This is a genomic window from Dyella sp. SG562 (assembly GCF_011759495.1).
GTDB lineage: Bacteria > Pseudomonadota > Gammaproteobacteria > Xanthomonadales > Rhodanobacteraceae > Dyella_D > Dyella_D marensis.
The window spans coordinates 301570-317244 of sequence record NZ_JAAOYS010000004.1; the positions used below are offsets into that span (position 1 = coordinate 301570).

The following is a 15675-nucleotide window of genomic DNA, read 5'->3' on the forward strand; positions in this document are numbered from 1 at the left end:
TCCATCCACCGATGAGAGGGGCAACATGATGCGTTCGATCGTAGCGATGCACCGTTCCGCACGCGGCCTTGCGCTGTCCGCCCTGGCCAGCGCCATCCTCGCGCTGCCCATGGCAGCGCAGGCGGCCAGCAACGACAACAATGTCGAATGGGCCGGCCTGTTCCACGACCAGGGTCCGCTGTTTATCGACCACCCCGAGCCGACGGCCGCGCAGACCGTCACGCTCAGCTTCCGCACCTACAAGGGCGACATCACCAGCGCCAACATCAAGTACTACGACAGCGCGGACGGCGCGTTCCACTGGGTGGCGATGCACTGGGCATCGAACGATGCCACCGGCACCTTCGACTACTGGCAGGGCACCGTGCCGGCCAGCTCGTCCGAGAAGTACTACCGCTTCCAGCTCAACGACGGCAGTTCCACCGCCTGGTACAACGCGGCCGGCACCAGCAGCAGCGAGCCATCCTCCGGCGACTTCTATCTGATCCCGGGCTTCAAGACGCCGGACTGGATGAAGAACGGCGTGATCTACCAGATCTTCCCGGACCGCTTCTACAACGGCGACACCAGCAACGACGTGCAGACCGGCCAGTACACCTACGGCGAGCAGTCCACGCAGAAAGTGGCCTGGGGCGGCAGCGTGTTCGCCACCGGCAGCGGCTCCAACAACCTGGTGTTCTTCGGCGGCGACCTGGCCGGCGTGGACCAGAAGCTGGGCTATATCAAGCAGACGCTGGGCGCGAACATCGTCTACCTCAACCCGGTGTTCACCTCGCCCACCAATCACAAGTACGACACCGAGGACTACTACCACGTCGATCCGGCCTTCGGCAGCAACACCACCTTGCAGACACTGATCGCCGACGTGCACTCCAGCAGCAACGGCCCGAAGGGCTATGTGATGCTCGACGGCGTGTTCAACCACACCGGCGATACCAGCCAGTGGTTCGACCGCTACAACTGGTGGAGCACGCAGGGCGCGTACGAGTCGACGTCGAGCCAGTGGTACGGCTATTACACGTTCCAGCAATGGCCGAACACGTATTCCAGCTTCTATGGCTACTCGACCATGCCCAAGCTGGATTACGCCGCCAGCGGGTCGGCGGTGCGCAACCAGATCTATGGCAGCTCGACCTCGGTGGTGAAGACCTGGCTCGCTTCGCCCTACGGCATCGACGGCTGGCGCCTGGATGCGCCGCAGTACATCGACGCCGGCGGCAACAACGGCAGCGACGCCACCAACCACCAGATCATGGCTGAACTGCGCACGGCGGTGAAATCGGTGAATGCGAACGCCGAGATCCTGGGCGAGTTCTGGGGCAATGCCAACCCGTGGACCGGCAACGGCAAGGAATGGGACAGCGCACTGAACTATGACGGCTTCACGCAGCCGGTGTCGGAGTGGATCACCGGCCAGGATTACAGCGGCAATGCCGCCAGCATTCCGTCGAGCCAGTTCGACAGCTGGCTGCACGGCACGCGCGCCAATTATCCCGGCAACGTGCAGCAGACCATGGCCAACTTCCTCAGCAGCCACGATATCCAGCGCTTCGGCCAGCGCGCCGGCGGCGATATCTGGAAAACCTATCTGGCGCTGATCTTCCAGATGACCTACGTGGGCACGCCGACGATCTACTATGGCGACGAGTACGGCATGCAGGGCGGCAACGATCCGGACAACCGCCGCACCTTCGATTGGACGCAAGGCACCACGACCAATGCGGCGGTGGCGCTGACGCAGAAGCTGATCGCCATCCGCAACCAGTACGCGGCGCTGCGCACGGGGTCGTTCATGAGCCTGCTTACGGACGACGGCAACAAGCTTTATGCCTACGGCCGCTTCGATGCCAGCCATCGCATCGCGGTGGCGCTTAACAATGACAGCAGCGCCCATTCGGTCACCGTTCCGGTTTGGCAGCTCAGCATGGCGAACGGGAGCGCCGTCACCGACCTGCTGAGCGGCAACACGTACACGGTGAGCGGCGGCAACGTAGTGGTGTCCGTCAATGGACACTACGGCGCGATCCTCGCGCAATGACCAGAGGCAGATGACGATGCAGAGCAAGCGCAAGGTGTTCGCGTGCTGACGGTGGCACTCCTGGCCGGCATGCTCGCCGCCGGCCCGGGAGCGGCGGACAGCTGGCGCGACAAGCTGGACTGGCAGGACAAGGAGGCGGTCGTCACGACCGCCTCCGACGGCAGCTACATGCTGCACGGCCCGTTCGGCCAGCGCCGCATCGGCGCACAGAAGCTGGTTTCGCACACTGCCAGTCCGCTGTTCGACGGCCTGTTCGCGATGGCGCAGGACGATCTGCGGCTGGATTCGGTGCAGGCGATCCGCGACGACGCCTTCGACCACGGCCAGGCGATTCCCTGCGCTTGCTTCGAGACCGGCGAGAAGTGGCATTACGTGTGGACGCGCGATCTCTCGTACGCGGTGGATCTGTCGCTGTGGCGGCTGGATCCGCAGCGCGCGAAAGCTTCGTTGCGTTTCAAGCTTTCCGACGTGCGCGCGCCAGGCGTGCCGAACGGGCTGTATGCGATGCAGGACACCGGTTCCGGCGGCAGCTGGCCGATCAGCACGGACCGCGTGGTGTGGTTCCTCGGCGCGCGGCATCTGCTGGACGATGCGGCCTTCGCCGACGAAACCTGGCGCGCGCTGCTGGATACGCTGGCGCAGGATCGGCGCTATGCGTTCGATGAATCGTTCGGGCTGTATCGCGGCGAGACGTCCTTTCTCGACTGGCGCGAGCAGACCTATCCGGAGTGGACGAAGAACAACGTAGCCTTTATCGGCCAGTCGTTCTCGCTGTCCACCAATGTGCTGCATTACGAAGCGCTGCGCCTGGCGGCGAAGCTCGCGCCGCGGCGCGGCGAATCGGCCGCCGCGTACGAAACCCAGGCGGACGCCTTGAAGCAGGCGATCAATGCGCACTTCTGGCGCGCCGATCGCCACATGTACATGAGCTACATCGGCGGCGCGGATCATCCGGTGCCGTACGAAGCCTACGATATGCTGGGTCTTTCGCTGGCGATCACCAGCGGCGTGGCGGACCCCGTGCGTGCGCGCGAGGCCCTGGCTGCCTATCCAACCTGGGAGGCCGGCAGCCCGGTGATCTGGCCGGAGCGCAAGGACCAGCCGATCTATCACAACCGCGCGATCTGGCCCTTCGTCAGCGAGTACGCGCTGCGCGCGGCGCGCCTGGTGAACGATCCGGCGCGCATCGAGCACGAGCTGCGCTCGCTGATGCGCGGTGCCGCGCTGGCCGGATCGAACATGGAAAACTTCGAGCTGGCCACGCAGTCGGTGCACGTCGACGAAGGCCCGCTCAGCGGGCCGGTGGTCGATTCGCCGCGGCAGCTGTGGTCGGTGGGCGCGTATCTGGACATGGTGATCCAGGGCGTGTTCGGCCTGGGCGAGGACGGCAAGGTCACGCCGAAGCTGCCGGTGGCGCTGGTGCCGCTGCTGTTCGGCGACGGGCAGCGCATCAGCCTGGATCTCGGCGGCCGGCGCATCGTGCTGGTGCGGCCCGCGGCGCTGGACGGCAACCTGCTGGTGGCCGGCGGCGAAAAGCGCGAGGGCAACAGCATCGAGGTGGCGCTCAAGGCGATACGCGTGGATGCGTCGGCCTTGCGGCGGGACGCGCCGCTGTATGCGCCTGCCACGCCCGCCGCGCCCAAGGTTACGGCCGATGGCAAGCAATGGCGTATCCAGGCGGATGGCGACCTGGTGCTGTACGTCAACGGCGAGCGGCGCGGCGCCGTGCGCGACGTCACGCTGGAGCGCGCGGCTGCGCAGCAGTGCCTCAGCCTGACGCGGGTGGACGGGCACGGCATCGAATCGCTGCACAGCCCCACCGTCTGCAAGGGCGCGGAAGCACGCATCGGCGGCGCCTGGCCGCGCACGTGGACGGCGCCTGCGAGCGGCCGCTTCCAGCTGTCGCTCGACTACGCCAACGACCATGGCCCGATCAACACCGGCATCACCGCCGCCGTGCAGGTCGCCACCGTCAGTTGCGAAGGCGCCCAGGCCCAGCCGGTGGTGCTGGTGCTGCCGCACAGCGCAGGCAGGCAGCGTTCCACCAGCGGCGGTTTCGAGGCCAGGCAGGGCCAGCATTGCAGCGTGGAGCTGGCGCCGGGCTTCAACATGTCGTACCTGAGCCACTTCGCCCACTACACCGGCGGGCAGGGCGGCGATGGCGGACCGCTGAACCGGGCCGAGGTCGGCGATATGCTGATCGCTCCTCTGGCGCCCGGAAGCACTGCCCCATGACGAGCAGCCCCACGACGAGCAGCCCCACGACGAGCAGAACGAATGCAAAACCCGCGTTGTCGTTCTGGCAGATCTGGAACATGTGCTTCGGCTTTCTCGGCATCCAGTTCGGTTTCGCGCTGCAGAACGCCAACGTCAGCCGCATCTTCCAGACGCTGGGCGCGGACGTGGGCGACATCCCCATGCTGTGGGTGGCGGCGCCGCTGTCGGGGCTGATCGTGCAGCCGATCGTCGGCTATCTGTCCGACCGCACCTGGACGCCGCTGGGCCGGCGCCGCCCGTATTTCCTGGTCGGCGCCGTGCTGGCTACGCTGGGCCTGCTGTGGATGCCCAATGCGCCGGCGCTGTGGGTAGCGGCGGGGCTGCTGTGGATCCTGGATGCGTCGATCAATGTCTCGATGGAGCCGTTCCGCGCCTTCGTCGGCGACCAGCTGCCGCCGCGCCAGCGTCCGCTGGGCTATGCGATGCAGAGCTTCTTTATCGGCCTGGGCGCGGTGGTGGCCTCGGCGCTGCCGTGGATGCTGGAGCGCCTGGGCGTGAGCAATGCGCCGGGTGCCAGCGGCATTCCGGACACGGTGCGCTATGCGTTCTATGCCGGCGGCGCGGTGCTGCTCGGTTCCGTGCTGTGGACGGTGTGCTCCACGCGCGAATACCCGCCGGAGCAGCTGAGCGCATTCGGGCACGAGCCGGCCGAGGAGACCGCGGTGGATCGCCGCTCCGCCTCGCGCTGGGGCTTGCGCTGGCTGGCGGCGGGCCTGGCGCTGACCCTGGTGGTGGCGAGCCTGCACCTGGAGAAGGAGCTGTTCCTGCTGACCGGCGGCATGAGCCTGTTCGGCGTCGCCCTGCTATGGCTGGGCCGTACCGCCAGCCGCGGGCCGGCGGCGCAGGTGCTGGGCGACCTGTTCGGCATGCCCGAGGCGATGCGCCGGCTGGCCTGGGTGCAGCTGTTCTCATGGTTCGCGCTGTTCGCGATGTGGATCTACACCACGGCGGGCGTCACCCAGGTGCACTACGGCAGCAGCGATCCGCATTCGGCGGCCTATAACGAAGGCGCCAACTGGGTGGGCGTGCTGTTCGCCGCCTACAATGGTTTTGCCGCGATCGCGGCAATCGTGATTCCGTGGATGGTGCGGCGCTGGGGCATCCGCATCAGCCACCTGGTGAACGTGTGGCTGGGCGGCGCGGGCTTTTTGTCCTTCCTGCTGATCCACGATCCGCGCTGGCTGCTGCTGTCGATGGTGGGCGTGGGCTTTGCGTGGGCCTCGATCCTGTCGCTGCCGTACGCGCTGCTGTCGGACAACCTGCCGGCGCACAAGATGGGCCTGTACATGGGCATCTTCAATTTCTTCGTGGTGATCCCGCAGCTGCTCGCGGCCAGCGTGCTGGGCTTGCTGCTGCGCGCGTTCTTCCACGGCCAGCCAATCTATGCGCTGGTGCTGGGCGGGGCCAGCCTGTTCGTGTCGGGGTTGTGCGTGCTGCGGGTGCGCGAGCCGAGTGCGGCGTGATGGCGTAGGTTGGGGTGAGCCGCAGGCGAACCCCAACAGTGCGATGAGCTGGCAGGCGGCGATGTTGGGGTTCGCCTGCGGCTCACCCCAACCTACATGTCAGCGCCCGCGCAGACTGGATTTCCGCACCACCAGCCTCACCGGCAGCATCGCGCTCTCCGCCGGCTCGTCGCGAATCAACCGCAGCAGGTTATCCACCAGCGCCTCGCCGGCCTCCCGCGTGTCCTGCCGCACCGTGGTCAGCTGCGGATTGACGAAGCTGGCCATGGGGATGTCGTCGAAGCCGGCCACGGCAACGTCGCCCGGGATGCTCAGCCCCTGGTCGGCCAGCGCACGCATCGCGCCGATGGCGATCAGGTCGCTGGCCGCGAACACCGCATCGAACCGCGCGCCGCGCGCCAGCAGCGTTTCCAGGGCGGTGTAGCCGGACTGCTCGGTGCTTTCCCCGTTCACCTGCAGCGCGGGATCGACGCTGAGGCCGGATTTCTCCAGCACGTCGGCATAGCCGCGGTAGCGGTCGAAGAATTCGGGGTAATGGCTGGAGGCGTCGCCGAGAAAGGCGATGCGCTTGCAGCCCTGGGCCAGCAGATGCGTGGTGACGTCCTGCCCGCCGCGGAAATTGTCGCAGCCGATCGAGACATCCGGCTGGTCCGGCAGCACCGCGCCCCAGCGCACGCAGTGGGTGCCCTGGGCCACCAGCTTCTCCAGCTTGTCGCGATAGGCCAGGTAATCGCCATAGCCGAGCAGCAGGATGCCGTCGGCCTTGCGAGTGTCGGCGTAGTCGGCGTGCCAGTCGTGCGAGAGCTGCTGGAACGAGACCAGCAGGTCGTAGCCGCGCTGGGCGCAGGCGCGGGTGATCGAGCCGAGCATGGACAGGAAGAACGGGTTGATGTGCGAGTCGTCCGCGGTGGGGTCCTCGAACAGCAGCAGGGCCAGCGTGCCGGAGTGGCGGGTGCGCAGGTTGGAGGCGTTCTTGTCGACCTTGTACTTGAGCTGGTCGGCCGCCTCCTGGATGCGCAGCCGCGTTTCCTCGCTCACCAGCGGGCTGCCGCGCAGGGCGCGCGACACCGTGGACTGGGAGACGCCCGCCAGGTGGGCGATATCGAAGGAAGTGGCTTTGCCTTTCTTCTGCACGTGGCGCGACCTCGCCCGGCGGACGCATGGGCCGGGTCAGGCGGGGATGCTAGCGGTTTTGGCCTTGCGCCGTCTTTTCGCCAGGGGGAAAAGAGGATGACGACGGGGAAAAGACCGCGGGCAAAAGAAAGCCCCGAGGGCCAGGGGGGGACCCTCGGGGCGTGGCTGCGGATCCCAGGGGAAGGTCCGCCTTGCCGATGGCTCATCCAGGGAGGTGGTGAGCCACGGACGCCGTTGCGTACGTCCGTGTCTATAGAACGTCCGAGGCTGGAAAAGTTGCAGCAAGTTTCCGAAAAAAATTCATTGGCTGTTCATTTGGAAATTCCAAATGCCGCGAAAGCTCAGTGCGCCTCGTCCCAGTTGGCGCCGACGCCAGCCTCCACAAGCAAGGGCACGCGCAATTCGGCCGCACCGGACATGCGCTGCACCACCGCGGCGCGTACCTCGTCAACCGCGTCCGCGCGCACTTCGAATACCAGTTCGTCGTGCACCTGCATGAGCATGTGGGCGTCGTCGCGGCCCTTCAGCCACGCGGCCACCGAGATCATGGCGCGCTTGATGATGTCGGCCGCGCTGCCCTGCATCGGCGCATTCACCGCGGCGCGTTCGGCGCCGGCGCGCAGGGCCTGGTTGCGGTTGCTGAGGTTCTCCAGGTACAGGCGGCGGCCGAAGATGGTTTCGACGTAGCCGTCGCGGTGCGCCTGCTCGCGCGTGGCGTCCATGAAGGCGTGCACGCCGGGGTAGCGGGCGAAGTAGCGCGCCATGTAGTCGCTGGCTTCGCCGCGGTCCACGCCGAGCTGGCGCGCCAGGCCGAATGCGCTCATGCCGTACATCAGGCCGAAGTTGATCGCCTTGGCGGCGCGGCGCTGGTTGGCGCTGACTTGTTCCGGCGGCAGGCCGAACACTTCGGCGGCGGTGGCGCGGTGCACGTCGCCGCCTTCCTGGAACGCGCGCAGCAGGCCTTCGTCGCCGGACAGGTGGGCCATGATGCGCAGCTCGATCTGCGAGTAGTCCGCCGCCATCACCTTCCAGCCCGGCGGCGCGATAAAGGCCTGGCGGATGCGCCGGCCTTCCTCGGTGCGCACCGGGATGTTCTGCAGGTTGGGATCGGAAGACGACACGCGCCCCGTCGCCACCGCGCCCTGGTGATAGCTGGTGTGCACGCGGCCGGTGCGCGGGTTGACGATCTCGGCCAGCTTCTCGGTATAGGTGGAGCGCAGCTTGGCCAGGCCGCGGTAGTCCAGGATCAGGCGCGGCAGCGGATGCTCGTCGGCGATCGCTTCCAGCGCTTCCTCGTTGGTCGACGGCTGCCCCGTCGGCGTGCGCAGCTTGGCCGGCAGGCCGAGTTCGTCGAACAGCACATTCTGCAGCTGCTTGGGCGAGTCCAGGCTGAAATCGTGGCCGGCGGCCTTCCACGCCTGCTGCTGCAGTTCCAGCATGCGCTTGCCCAGCTGCTGGCTTTGCAGGCGCAGGCTCGATACGTCGATCAGCACGCCGCGCTGCTCCATGCCGGCCAGCACCGGCACCAGCGGGATCTCGATGTTCTCGTACACGCCGAGCAGCTTCGGCTCGGTCTGCAGCAGCGGCCACAGCGCGCGGTGCAGGCGCAGGGTGACGTCGGCGTCTTCGGCGGCGTAGCGGCAGGCGGTGTCCACGTCCACCTGCGAGAAGGAAATCTGCTTGGCGCCCTTGCCGGCCACTTCCTCGTACTTCACGGTGTCGTAGCCGAGGTATTTGCGCGCCAGCGAATCCATGTCGTGGCGCGTGGCGGTGGCGTTCCACACGTACGATTCCAGCATCGAATCGTGCTTCAGCCCCTGCAGCACGATGCCGTAGAGCGACAGGATGTTGATGTCGTACTTGGCGTGCTGGCCGAGCTTAGGCCGCGCGGGGTCTTCGAAGATGGGTTTCAGCCTGGCCAGTACTTCGTCGCGCGGCAGCTGCTGCGGTGCGCCGGGATAGTCGTGCGTCAGCGGCACGTAGCAGGCTTCGCCGGTTTCCACCGACAGGCTCAGGCCGACGATTTCCGCGCGCATCGCGTCGATGCTGGTGGTCTCGGTGTCGAAGGCGATCAGTTCGGCCGTGCGCAGCTTGTCCAGCCAGGCGTCGAGCTGCGCTTCGGTGGTGACCAGTTCGTAGCGGCCGGGGCCGCTGAGATCGCCGGTCGGCTGCGCCGATACCGGCGTGGACGCCACGGCTGCAGCGGCGGGTGCGGGCGCGGCGGACTCGCCGCCTTCCATCTCCTTCAGCGCAGCCTTGAATTCGTAGCGGGTGTACAGCTCGCGCAGCTGGCCGGTGTCGCGGTCGCGCAGCTGCAGTTCTTCCACGCCGCGGTCCAGCGGCACGTCCAGCCGGATCGTCACCAGTTCGCGCGACAGCGGTAGCTGCGGCAGCGCCGCGCGCAGGCTCTCGCCGATCTTGCCGCCCACCTTGTCGGCCTGCGCGATCAGGCCGTCGAGCGAGCCGTATTCGGCCAGCCACTTGGCGGCGGTCTTGGGGCCGCACTTGGGCACGCCGGGCACGTTGTCCACCGAGTCGCCCACCAGGGTGAGGTAGTCGATGATCTGCTCCGGCCGCACGCCGAATTTTTCCATGACGCCGGCGTCGTCCATGGTGGTGTTGGTCATGGTGTTGACCAGGGTCACGCCGGGGCGCACCAGCTGGGCGAGGTCCTTGTCGCCGGTGGAGATCTCCACCTCGATGCCGCGCGCATGCGCCTGCACGGCCAGCGTGCCGATCACGTCGTCCGCTTCCACGCCGTCGACGCGCAGGATCGGAAAACCCAGCGCGCCGACGATGGCCAGCATCGGGTCGACCTGGGCGCGCAGTTCGTCCGGCATCGGCGGGCGGTTGGCCTTGTACTGGTCGTACAGCGCGTCGCGGAAGGTGGGGCCCGGCGCGTCGCTGACGAAGGCCACGTAATCGGGCCTCGCCTTCAAGGTGGCGCGCAGCATGTTGACCACGCCGAACAGCGCGCCGGTGGGCTCGCCCTGCGAATTGGTCAGCGGAGGCAGCGCGTGGAAGGCGCGGTAGAGATACGAAGAGCCGTCGATGAGGATGAGCTTGGACATGGACGCCACGGGAAGCCTGGGAGAAGAAGGCAGGCCGCGCGCCATGCGGGCGGTCGCCGGCCGGAAGGGAAGCGCGAGTGTAGCGCCGATGTGCCGTGTTGCCGCGCTTCACGGTGCGGCGCGGCCCCGCTGCTATGCTCGGGACTTCGCGAGGAGATCCGATATGAAGCCTGCCGCCTTGTTCATTGCCCTGGGTGTTTTCGCCGCCGCGCCGGTGTTCGCGCAGTCGGCCCAGTCGCTGCCGCCGGCGCCGCCGCCGCCGGGCATGAACGACCCGGGCGTCAAGGCCACCCAGCCGCCGAAGCCGGCCACGGCGGAGAGCTCGCCCAAGTCGCCCGCCACGTCCGCGAAGCCGGGTGCCAGGCCGGCCGACGAGCCGCAGGTCACCGAGTGCACCAAGGACGACAACACCATCCAGGAATACCGCCGCAGCGGCTCGCTGTACCAGGTGGTGGTGAAGCCGAAGTTCGGCCCCGAGCAGATCTACCTGGTCGACCCCAAGGGCAACTACAGCCAGGTCAGCCAGAGCGGCCCGCGCGAGCCGGTAAAACCGGTGATGTACAAGGTGCTGGAGTGGGGCAAGAGCCGTCCGGCCGAGGGCGAGCCCTCCTGCGGCTCCTAAGCCCGGCATGAACCTGCGCGAGAGCTGGCTGCTGTTTGCGCTGGGCTCGGCGTTCTTCGCCGCGCTCACCGCACTGTTCGGCAAGCTCGGCGTGGCGGGGATCAATTCCAACCTCGCCACTTTCATCCGCACCGTGGTGATCCTGGTGGTGACGGCCGGCATCCTGAGCCTGCGCAGCGAGTGGGCGCGGCCCGCCGGCCTGTCGTGGCAGGCCTGGCTGTTCCTGGTGCTGTCGGGCATCGCCACCGGCCTGTCGTGGCTGTGCTACTACCGCGCGCTGCAGCTGGGGCCGGTGAGCAAGGTGGCGCCGATCGACAAGCTCAGCGTGGCCTTCGTGATCGTGCTGGGGCTGCTGGTGCTGGGCGAGAAGCCGAGCTGGCCGACCCTGCTGGGCGGCGCGCTGATTCTTGCGGGCGCACTGGTGATCGCGATCTTCTGAAGCATCGGTCGACGCACGGCGTAGGTTGGGGTGAGCCATCGGCGAACCCCAACGATGCGATACGCATCAAGGTGGCGATGTTGGGGTTACTGGCTGCATCAGCAGCCAGCCCTTCGGGCCATCCGCTACGCGGATGTTCGCTACGGCATCCTGCCTTCGCAGTCGCCTGCGGCTCACCCCAACCTACGGTCAGCCATCGAGTTCGGCGTAATGGCGGAAGATGCCCATCTCGTTGAAGGGAATGCGCCGCGGCGAATCCAGATAGGCGGCGATGCGCGGGCGCTCGGCGACTCTTTCGGCCAGCGCGCTCAGCAGCGGTACTTTCTTGCGCATGCGCTTCATCGCTTCCGGGAACGCATAGGCCAGGCCGCTCATCACCTGGAACAGCGACAGGTCGACGTACGAATGGCGGCCCACTGCGTAGTGGCCGCCGGCCTTGTCGAGCACGTCTTCGAAATAGCCCAGATACTTCGGCATGCGGTGCTTGCGGAAATCCTCCGCGCGCTGCTTCGCGGCCGGGCGCTGGTCTTCGTAGTACTGGCCGCTGGCGATGGGGTGATGCGTGTCGTGCGCTTCCACCACCAGATCGGAAATGGTCAGTTCCAGCTGATGCGCATACAGGCGTCCGGTTTCGCTGTCCGGCACCAGCGCGTGGCGAGGACCGAGCCAGAACAGGATTTCCGCGGTCTGCGCGATGACCAGGCGCCCCGCCTTCAGAAACGGCGGCGCAAACGGCCGCGCACCGGGCCGCTCGCCGCGCAGGAACGGCAGGATGGCGTCGTCGCCCTGCTCGCGTGCGACGTCGGCGTAATCCGCGCCGGCGTCTTCCAGCGCCAGGCGCACGAATTCGCCGCGGCCCTGGATGCCGGTCCAGTAATAGAGCTGATAGCGCATGGCGTTCTCCTGCGGCGAACCGCCGACGCTAGGCGGGCGCGGCTCAACGCGGCGTGATCTTCCGGCGTGCGTCGGCGAGGATCGCCGCGGTATCGCGGATGCGTTCCCACACCAGCGCCGCCACCGGCGACAGCGAGCGATGGCGGCGGCGGACCAGGGTGACTTCGCGATGCACCACCGGCACCAGCGGCCGCGCCACCAGCGCGCCCGGCGCGGGCAGCGACAGCTGCGGCGCAACGTTCACGCCCAGGCCCGCTTCCACCATGCGGAATGCGGTGAGCGTGTGGCCGGCCTGCTGCGCGACCTGCGGATCGATGCGCTGCGCGGCGAGCTGGCGATCGATCAGGCGGCGGCTGCCGGAGGTCTGGTCGAGCAGCACCAGTGGCTGGCCCTTGAGCTTCTTCCATGGCACGTCGGCCAGCGCGGCGAAGGGATGATCGGCGCGGCAGACCAGCACGAACGGATCGCGCAGGATGGTTTCCGTATCGAAGGATTCGCGGTCGGCCGGTTCGATGGCCAGGCCGAAATCCACTTCGCCGCTGCGCACGCTGTCCAGCACCAGGGTCTGCGCCTGGTCGTGCAGTTGCACCGTGAGCTGCGGATAGTCGCGTGCGCAGGCGGCGATGCTGGCCGGCATCAGGCCCGCGGAAAGGGTGGGCACCGAGGCCACGCGCACCTTGCCGCGCCGCCGTTCGCTTTCCGAATGCACGTGGGCGAGCACGCCTTCCAGTTCGTCCAGCACGCGCTCCACCGCGCCCTGCAGATAGCGGCCGGCTTCGGTGGGGACGACTTCGCGGGTGTTGCGGTCGAACAGGCGCACGTCCAGCTCGGCCTCAAGCTCCGCGATATGCCGGCTGATCGCCGGCTGGGTCAGGTGCAGGCTCTCGGCGGCGCGCCGGAAGTGCTGCAGGCGGGCCACGGCGAGGAAGGCGCGGAGCTGGCGCAGGCTGACATTCATGCGCTGATCGTATCAGTGAATAAGATAAAACGATTTGATTTATCAATGGCCGGACGCTGCAATAGGCTCCGATCCCGCCCGACCAGCCCACGGCCATGTCCCTCCGCCGCTTCCTTCCCGACCGTTTCACCTGCGCGCTGATCCTCACCGTGACGCTGGCCACCGTGCTGCCCTGCCGTGGCGCCGCCGCGAGCGTGTTCGAGGTGCTGACCGACGTGGCCATCGCGCTGCTGTTCTTTCTGCACGGCGCCAAGCTGTCGCGCGAAGCGGTAGTGGCCGGCGCCACGCATTGGCGGCTGCACCTGACCGTGCTGGCCAGCACCTTCGTGCTGTTCCCGCTGCTGGGCTTGCTGCTGCGTCCGCTGCTGGCGCCGCTGGTGACGCCGGAGCTGTACCTGGGCGTGCTGTTCCTGTGCGCGCTGCCGTCGACGGTGCAGTCGTCGATCGCGTTTACCTCGATCGCGCGCGGCAATGTCGCCGCGGCGATCTGCTCGGCTTCGGCCTCCAGCCTGCTGGGCATCGTGATCACGCCGCTGCTGGTGGGCGTGATGCTGGAATCGCACGGGCAGGGCGGCATGTCCTGGGAGGCGATCGGCTCGATCACCTTGCAGCTGTTCGTGCCCTTCGTGGCCGGCCAGGTCGCGCAGCGCTGGATCGGCGGCTGGGTGGCGAAGCATCGCGGCCTGGTGTCCTACGTGGACCAGGGCTCGATCCTGCTGGTGGTGTACACCGCCTTCAGCGCCGCCGTGCTGCAAGGCCTGTGGAAGCAGGTGCCGCTGCCGGTGCTCGGCGGGCTGCTGGTGATGAACGCGGTGCTGCTGGCGATCGCGCTGCTGGTGACGCGCTATGGCGCACGCGCGCTGGGCTTCGACCGCGCGGACGAGATCACCATCGTGTTCTGCGGCTCCAAGAAGAGCCTCGCCAGCGGCGTGCCGATGGCCAAGGTGCTGTTCGCCGGCCATCCGCTGGGCGCGATCGTGCTGCCGATCATGCTGTTCCACCAGATCCAGCTGATGACCTGCGCGGTGCTGGCGCGGCGGTATGCGGCGCGTTCGACGGAGTGGAAGGGCGCCGCGGAGACGCGCGGCGCCTAGGCGCAGGTTGGGGTGAGTTGGGGTTTGCCTTCGGCGCACCCCAACCTACGTCGGTTTACCGATCAGTGCCGGAAGTGGCGCATCCCGGTAAACACCATCGCCATGCCGTGCTCGTCCGCCGCGGCGATCGTTTCCGCGTCGCGCATCGAGCCGCCCGGCTGGATTACCGCCGTGATGCCCGCCTGCGCCGCCGCGTCGATGCCGTCGCGGAACGGGAAGAACGCATCGGAGGCCATGACCGAGCCGCGCACTTCGAGTTTCTCGTCCGCCGCCTTGATGCCGGCGATGCGCGCGCTGTACACGCGGCTCATCTGGCCCGCGCCGATGCCGATGGTCTGGCGGTTGCGCGCGTAGACGATGGCATTGCTCTTGACGTACTTGGCCACCTTCCAGGCGAAGATCAGGTCGTGCACTTCCGCTTCGGTCGGTGCGCGCTTGGTCACCACTTTGAGGTCTTCCGCGGTGACCATGCCGCGGTCCGCGGTCTGGATCAGCAGGCCCGAGCCCACACGGCGCACGTCGGCGCCCGGATGCGGGCTGCGCAGGTCGCCGTCGGCCGGCGGCGGGATCAGCAGCACGCGCACGTTGCCCTTCCTGGCGAAGGCCAGCAGTGCGTCTTCCGCATAGGCCGGGGCCAGCACCACTTCCACGAACTGGCGTTCCACGATGGCGCGCGCGGTGGCGCCGTCGAGCTCGCGGTTGAAGGCGATGATGCCGCCGAAGGCCGAGGTGGGATCGGTCTGGTAGGCCAGGTCGTAGGCGCGGCCCACGCCCTCGAGGCTCACCGCCACGCCGCACGGGTTGGCGTGCTTGACGATCACGCAGGCCGGCTTGGCGAAGCTGCGCACGCATTCCCACGCGGCGTCGGCGTCGGCGATGTTGTTGAACGAGAGTTCCTTGCCCTGGATCTGGCGGAACGTGGCCAGCGTGCCCGGCGCCGGGTACAGGTCGCGGTAGAACGCGGCGTGCTGGTGCGGGTTCTCGCCGTAGCGCAGGTCCATCAGCTTGACGAAGCGGCCGTTGGCCTGGGCGCCGAACAGATCCTTGCTGGCGATCGCGTCCTGCGTCTCGTTGAGATGGATGGACGAGAGATAGTCGCTGATCGCGCCGTCGTAGTTGGACACGCGGTTGAACGCGGCCACCGCCAGCTTAAAGCGCGTGGCGCGCGACAGGCCGCCGTGCTGCTCGATCTCCTGCAGCGCTGCGTCGTACTGGTCGGGCGAGGTGAGCACGCCCACGTCGTTCCAGTTCTTCGCCGCCGAACGCAGCATGGCCGGGCCGCCGATGTCGATGTTCTCGATGGCCTGTTCCAGCGTGCAGTCCGCGCGCGCCACGGTGGCCTCGAACGGATACAGGTTCAGCACCAGCAGGTCGATCGGCGCGATTTCCAGCTGCGCCATCACCGCGTCGTCGGTGCCGCGGCGGCCGAGCAGGCCGCCATGCACCTTCGGGTGCAGGGTCTTGACGCGGCCGTCCATGATTTCCGGGAAACCGGTCAGGTCGCTCACGTCGCGCACCGGCAGGCCGGCCTCGCGGATCGCCTTGGCGCTGCCGCCGGTGGAGAGCAGCTCGATGCCCTTGGCGGACAGCCGGCGGGCCAGGTCGATCAGCCCGTGTTTGTCGGAGACGCTGAGCAAGGCGCGGCGGATCGGCGCCGTGGAAGCTGCGGACATGAGGCGGGTTCC

Annotated in this window: 11 protein-coding genes; 6 read left to right on the forward strand and 5 right to left on the reverse strand. The window is 67.7% G+C overall.

The window, feature by feature from the left end:
- Nucleotides 1-25: 25 nt before the first annotated feature.
- Genes FHW84_RS10610 through FHW84_RS10620 form a run of 3 tightly spaced genes read left to right on the forward strand, consistent with a single transcriptional unit; the run spans nucleotide 26 to nucleotide 5778 of the window.
- The gene (locus tag FHW84_RS10610; RefSeq protein ID WP_243868061.1) at nucleotides 26-2038 is read left to right on the forward strand and encodes a glycoside hydrolase family 13 protein; all 2013 of its coding nucleotides are present in this window, start codon (nucleotides 26-28) and stop codon (nucleotides 2036-2038) included.
- A 42-nt stretch (nucleotides 2039-2080) separates the two neighbouring features.
- On the forward strand, nucleotides 2081-4273 hold the full coding sequence (locus FHW84_RS10615) for a Six-hairpin glycosidase-like protein (protein ID WP_167255220.1): 2193 nt from the start codon (nucleotides 2081-2083) through the stop codon (nucleotides 4271-4273).
- The gene (locus tag FHW84_RS10620) at nucleotides 4270-5778 is read left to right on the forward strand and encodes an MFS transporter (protein WP_167255222.1); all 1509 of its coding nucleotides are present in this window, start codon (nucleotides 4270-4272) and stop codon (nucleotides 5776-5778) included. The genes FHW84_RS10615 and FHW84_RS10620 overlap by 4 nt, the downstream gene beginning before the upstream one ends.
- Before the next feature lie 99 nt (nucleotides 5779-5877).
- Here the strand turns inward: FHW84_RS10620 and FHW84_RS10625 are convergent, their stop codons facing one another.
- Nucleotides 5878-6912 carry a LacI family DNA-binding transcriptional regulator gene (locus tag FHW84_RS10625; protein WP_167255224.1) on the reverse strand — a complete coding sequence of 345 codons (1035 nt, stop codon included), beginning with the start codon at nucleotides 6910-6912 and terminating at the stop codon, nucleotides 5878-5880.
- Between the two features lie 341 nt (nucleotides 6913-7253).
- Nucleotides 7254-9983: a DNA polymerase I gene (gene polA / locus FHW84_RS10630; protein WP_167255226.1), complete on the reverse strand. Its 2730-nt coding sequence runs from the start codon at nucleotides 9981-9983 to the stop codon at nucleotides 7254-7256.
- 163 nt (nucleotides 9984-10146) lie between these two features.
- Between polA and FHW84_RS10635 the strand changes: the two genes are divergently transcribed.
- Both FHW84_RS10635 and FHW84_RS10640 read left to right on the forward strand, forming a co-directional pair.
- Nucleotides 10147-10605 carry a DUF2782 domain-containing protein gene (locus tag FHW84_RS10635; protein ID WP_167255228.1) on the forward strand — a complete coding sequence of 153 codons (459 nt, stop codon included), beginning with the start codon at nucleotides 10147-10149 and terminating at the stop codon, nucleotides 10603-10605.
- 7 nt (nucleotides 10606-10612) lie between these two features.
- Nucleotides 10613-11044, forward strand: a complete 432-nt coding sequence (locus tag FHW84_RS10640; RefSeq protein ID WP_167255230.1) for an EamA family transporter — start codon at nucleotides 10613-10615, stop codon at nucleotides 11042-11044.
- Nucleotides 11045-11233: 189 nt separating this feature from the next.
- Here the strand turns inward: FHW84_RS10640 and FHW84_RS10645 are convergent, their stop codons facing one another.
- On the reverse strand, nucleotides 11234-11938 hold the full coding sequence (locus tag FHW84_RS10645; RefSeq protein ID WP_167255232.1) for a glutathione S-transferase: 705 nt from the start codon (nucleotides 11936-11938) through the stop codon (nucleotides 11234-11236).
- A gap of 43 nt (nucleotides 11939-11981) precedes the next feature.
- Nucleotides 11982-12896 carry a LysR family transcriptional regulator gene (locus FHW84_RS10650; protein ID WP_167255234.1) on the reverse strand — a complete coding sequence of 305 codons (915 nt, stop codon included), beginning with the start codon at nucleotides 12894-12896 and terminating at the stop codon, nucleotides 11982-11984.
- Nucleotides 12897-12991: 95 nt separating this feature from the next.
- Here FHW84_RS10650 and FHW84_RS10655 point away from each other — a divergent pair, with 95 nt between their 5' ends.
- Nucleotides 12992-13990: a bile acid:sodium symporter family protein gene (locus FHW84_RS10655; RefSeq protein ID WP_167255236.1), complete on the forward strand. Its 999-nt coding sequence runs from the start codon at nucleotides 12992-12994 to the stop codon at nucleotides 13988-13990.
- Nucleotides 13991-14052: 62 nt separating this feature from the next.
- Here the strand turns inward: FHW84_RS10655 and purH are convergent, their stop codons facing one another.
- A complete protein-coding gene (gene purH, locus FHW84_RS10660; RefSeq protein ID WP_167255238.1) occupies nucleotides 14053-15663 on the reverse strand; it encodes a bifunctional phosphoribosylaminoimidazolecarboxamide formyltransferase/IMP cyclohydrolase in 1611 nt (536 codons plus the stop codon).
- Nucleotides 15664-15675 lie beyond the last annotated feature (12 nt).

Bases quoted from the DNA above. Each gene is read 5' to 3' on its own strand.
- FHW84_RS10610 (WP_243868061.1), top strand. From the start codon at position 26: ATGATGCGTTCGATCGTAGCGATGCACCGTTCCGCACGCGGCCTTGCG.
- FHW84_RS10620 (WP_167255222.1), top strand. From the start codon at position 4,270: ATGACGAGCAGCCCCACGACGAGCAGCCCCACGACGAGCAGAACGAAT.
- polA (WP_167255226.1), bottom strand. From the start codon at position 9,983: ATGTCCAAGCTCATCCTCATCGACGGCTCTTCGTATCTCTACCGCGCC.
- FHW84_RS10635 (WP_167255228.1), top strand. From the start codon at position 10,147: ATGAAGCCTGCCGCCTTGTTCATTGCCCTGGGTGTTTTCGCCGCCGCG.
- FHW84_RS10640 (WP_167255230.1), top strand. From the start codon at position 10,613: ATGAACCTGCGCGAGAGCTGGCTGCTGTTTGCGCTGGGCTCGGCGTTC.
- FHW84_RS10645 (WP_167255232.1), bottom strand. From the start codon at position 11,938: ATGCGCTATCAGCTCTATTACTGGACCGGCATCCAGGGCCGCGGCGAA.
- FHW84_RS10650 (WP_167255234.1), bottom strand. From the start codon at position 12,896: ATGAATGTCAGCCTGCGCCAGCTCCGCGCCTTCCTCGCCGTGGCCCGC.
- FHW84_RS10655 (WP_167255236.1), top strand. From the start codon at position 12,992: ATGTCCCTCCGCCGCTTCCTTCCCGACCGTTTCACCTGCGCGCTGATC.
- purH (WP_167255238.1), bottom strand. From the start codon at position 15,663: ATGTCCGCAGCTTCCACGGCGCCGATCCGCCGCGCCTTGCTCAGCGTC.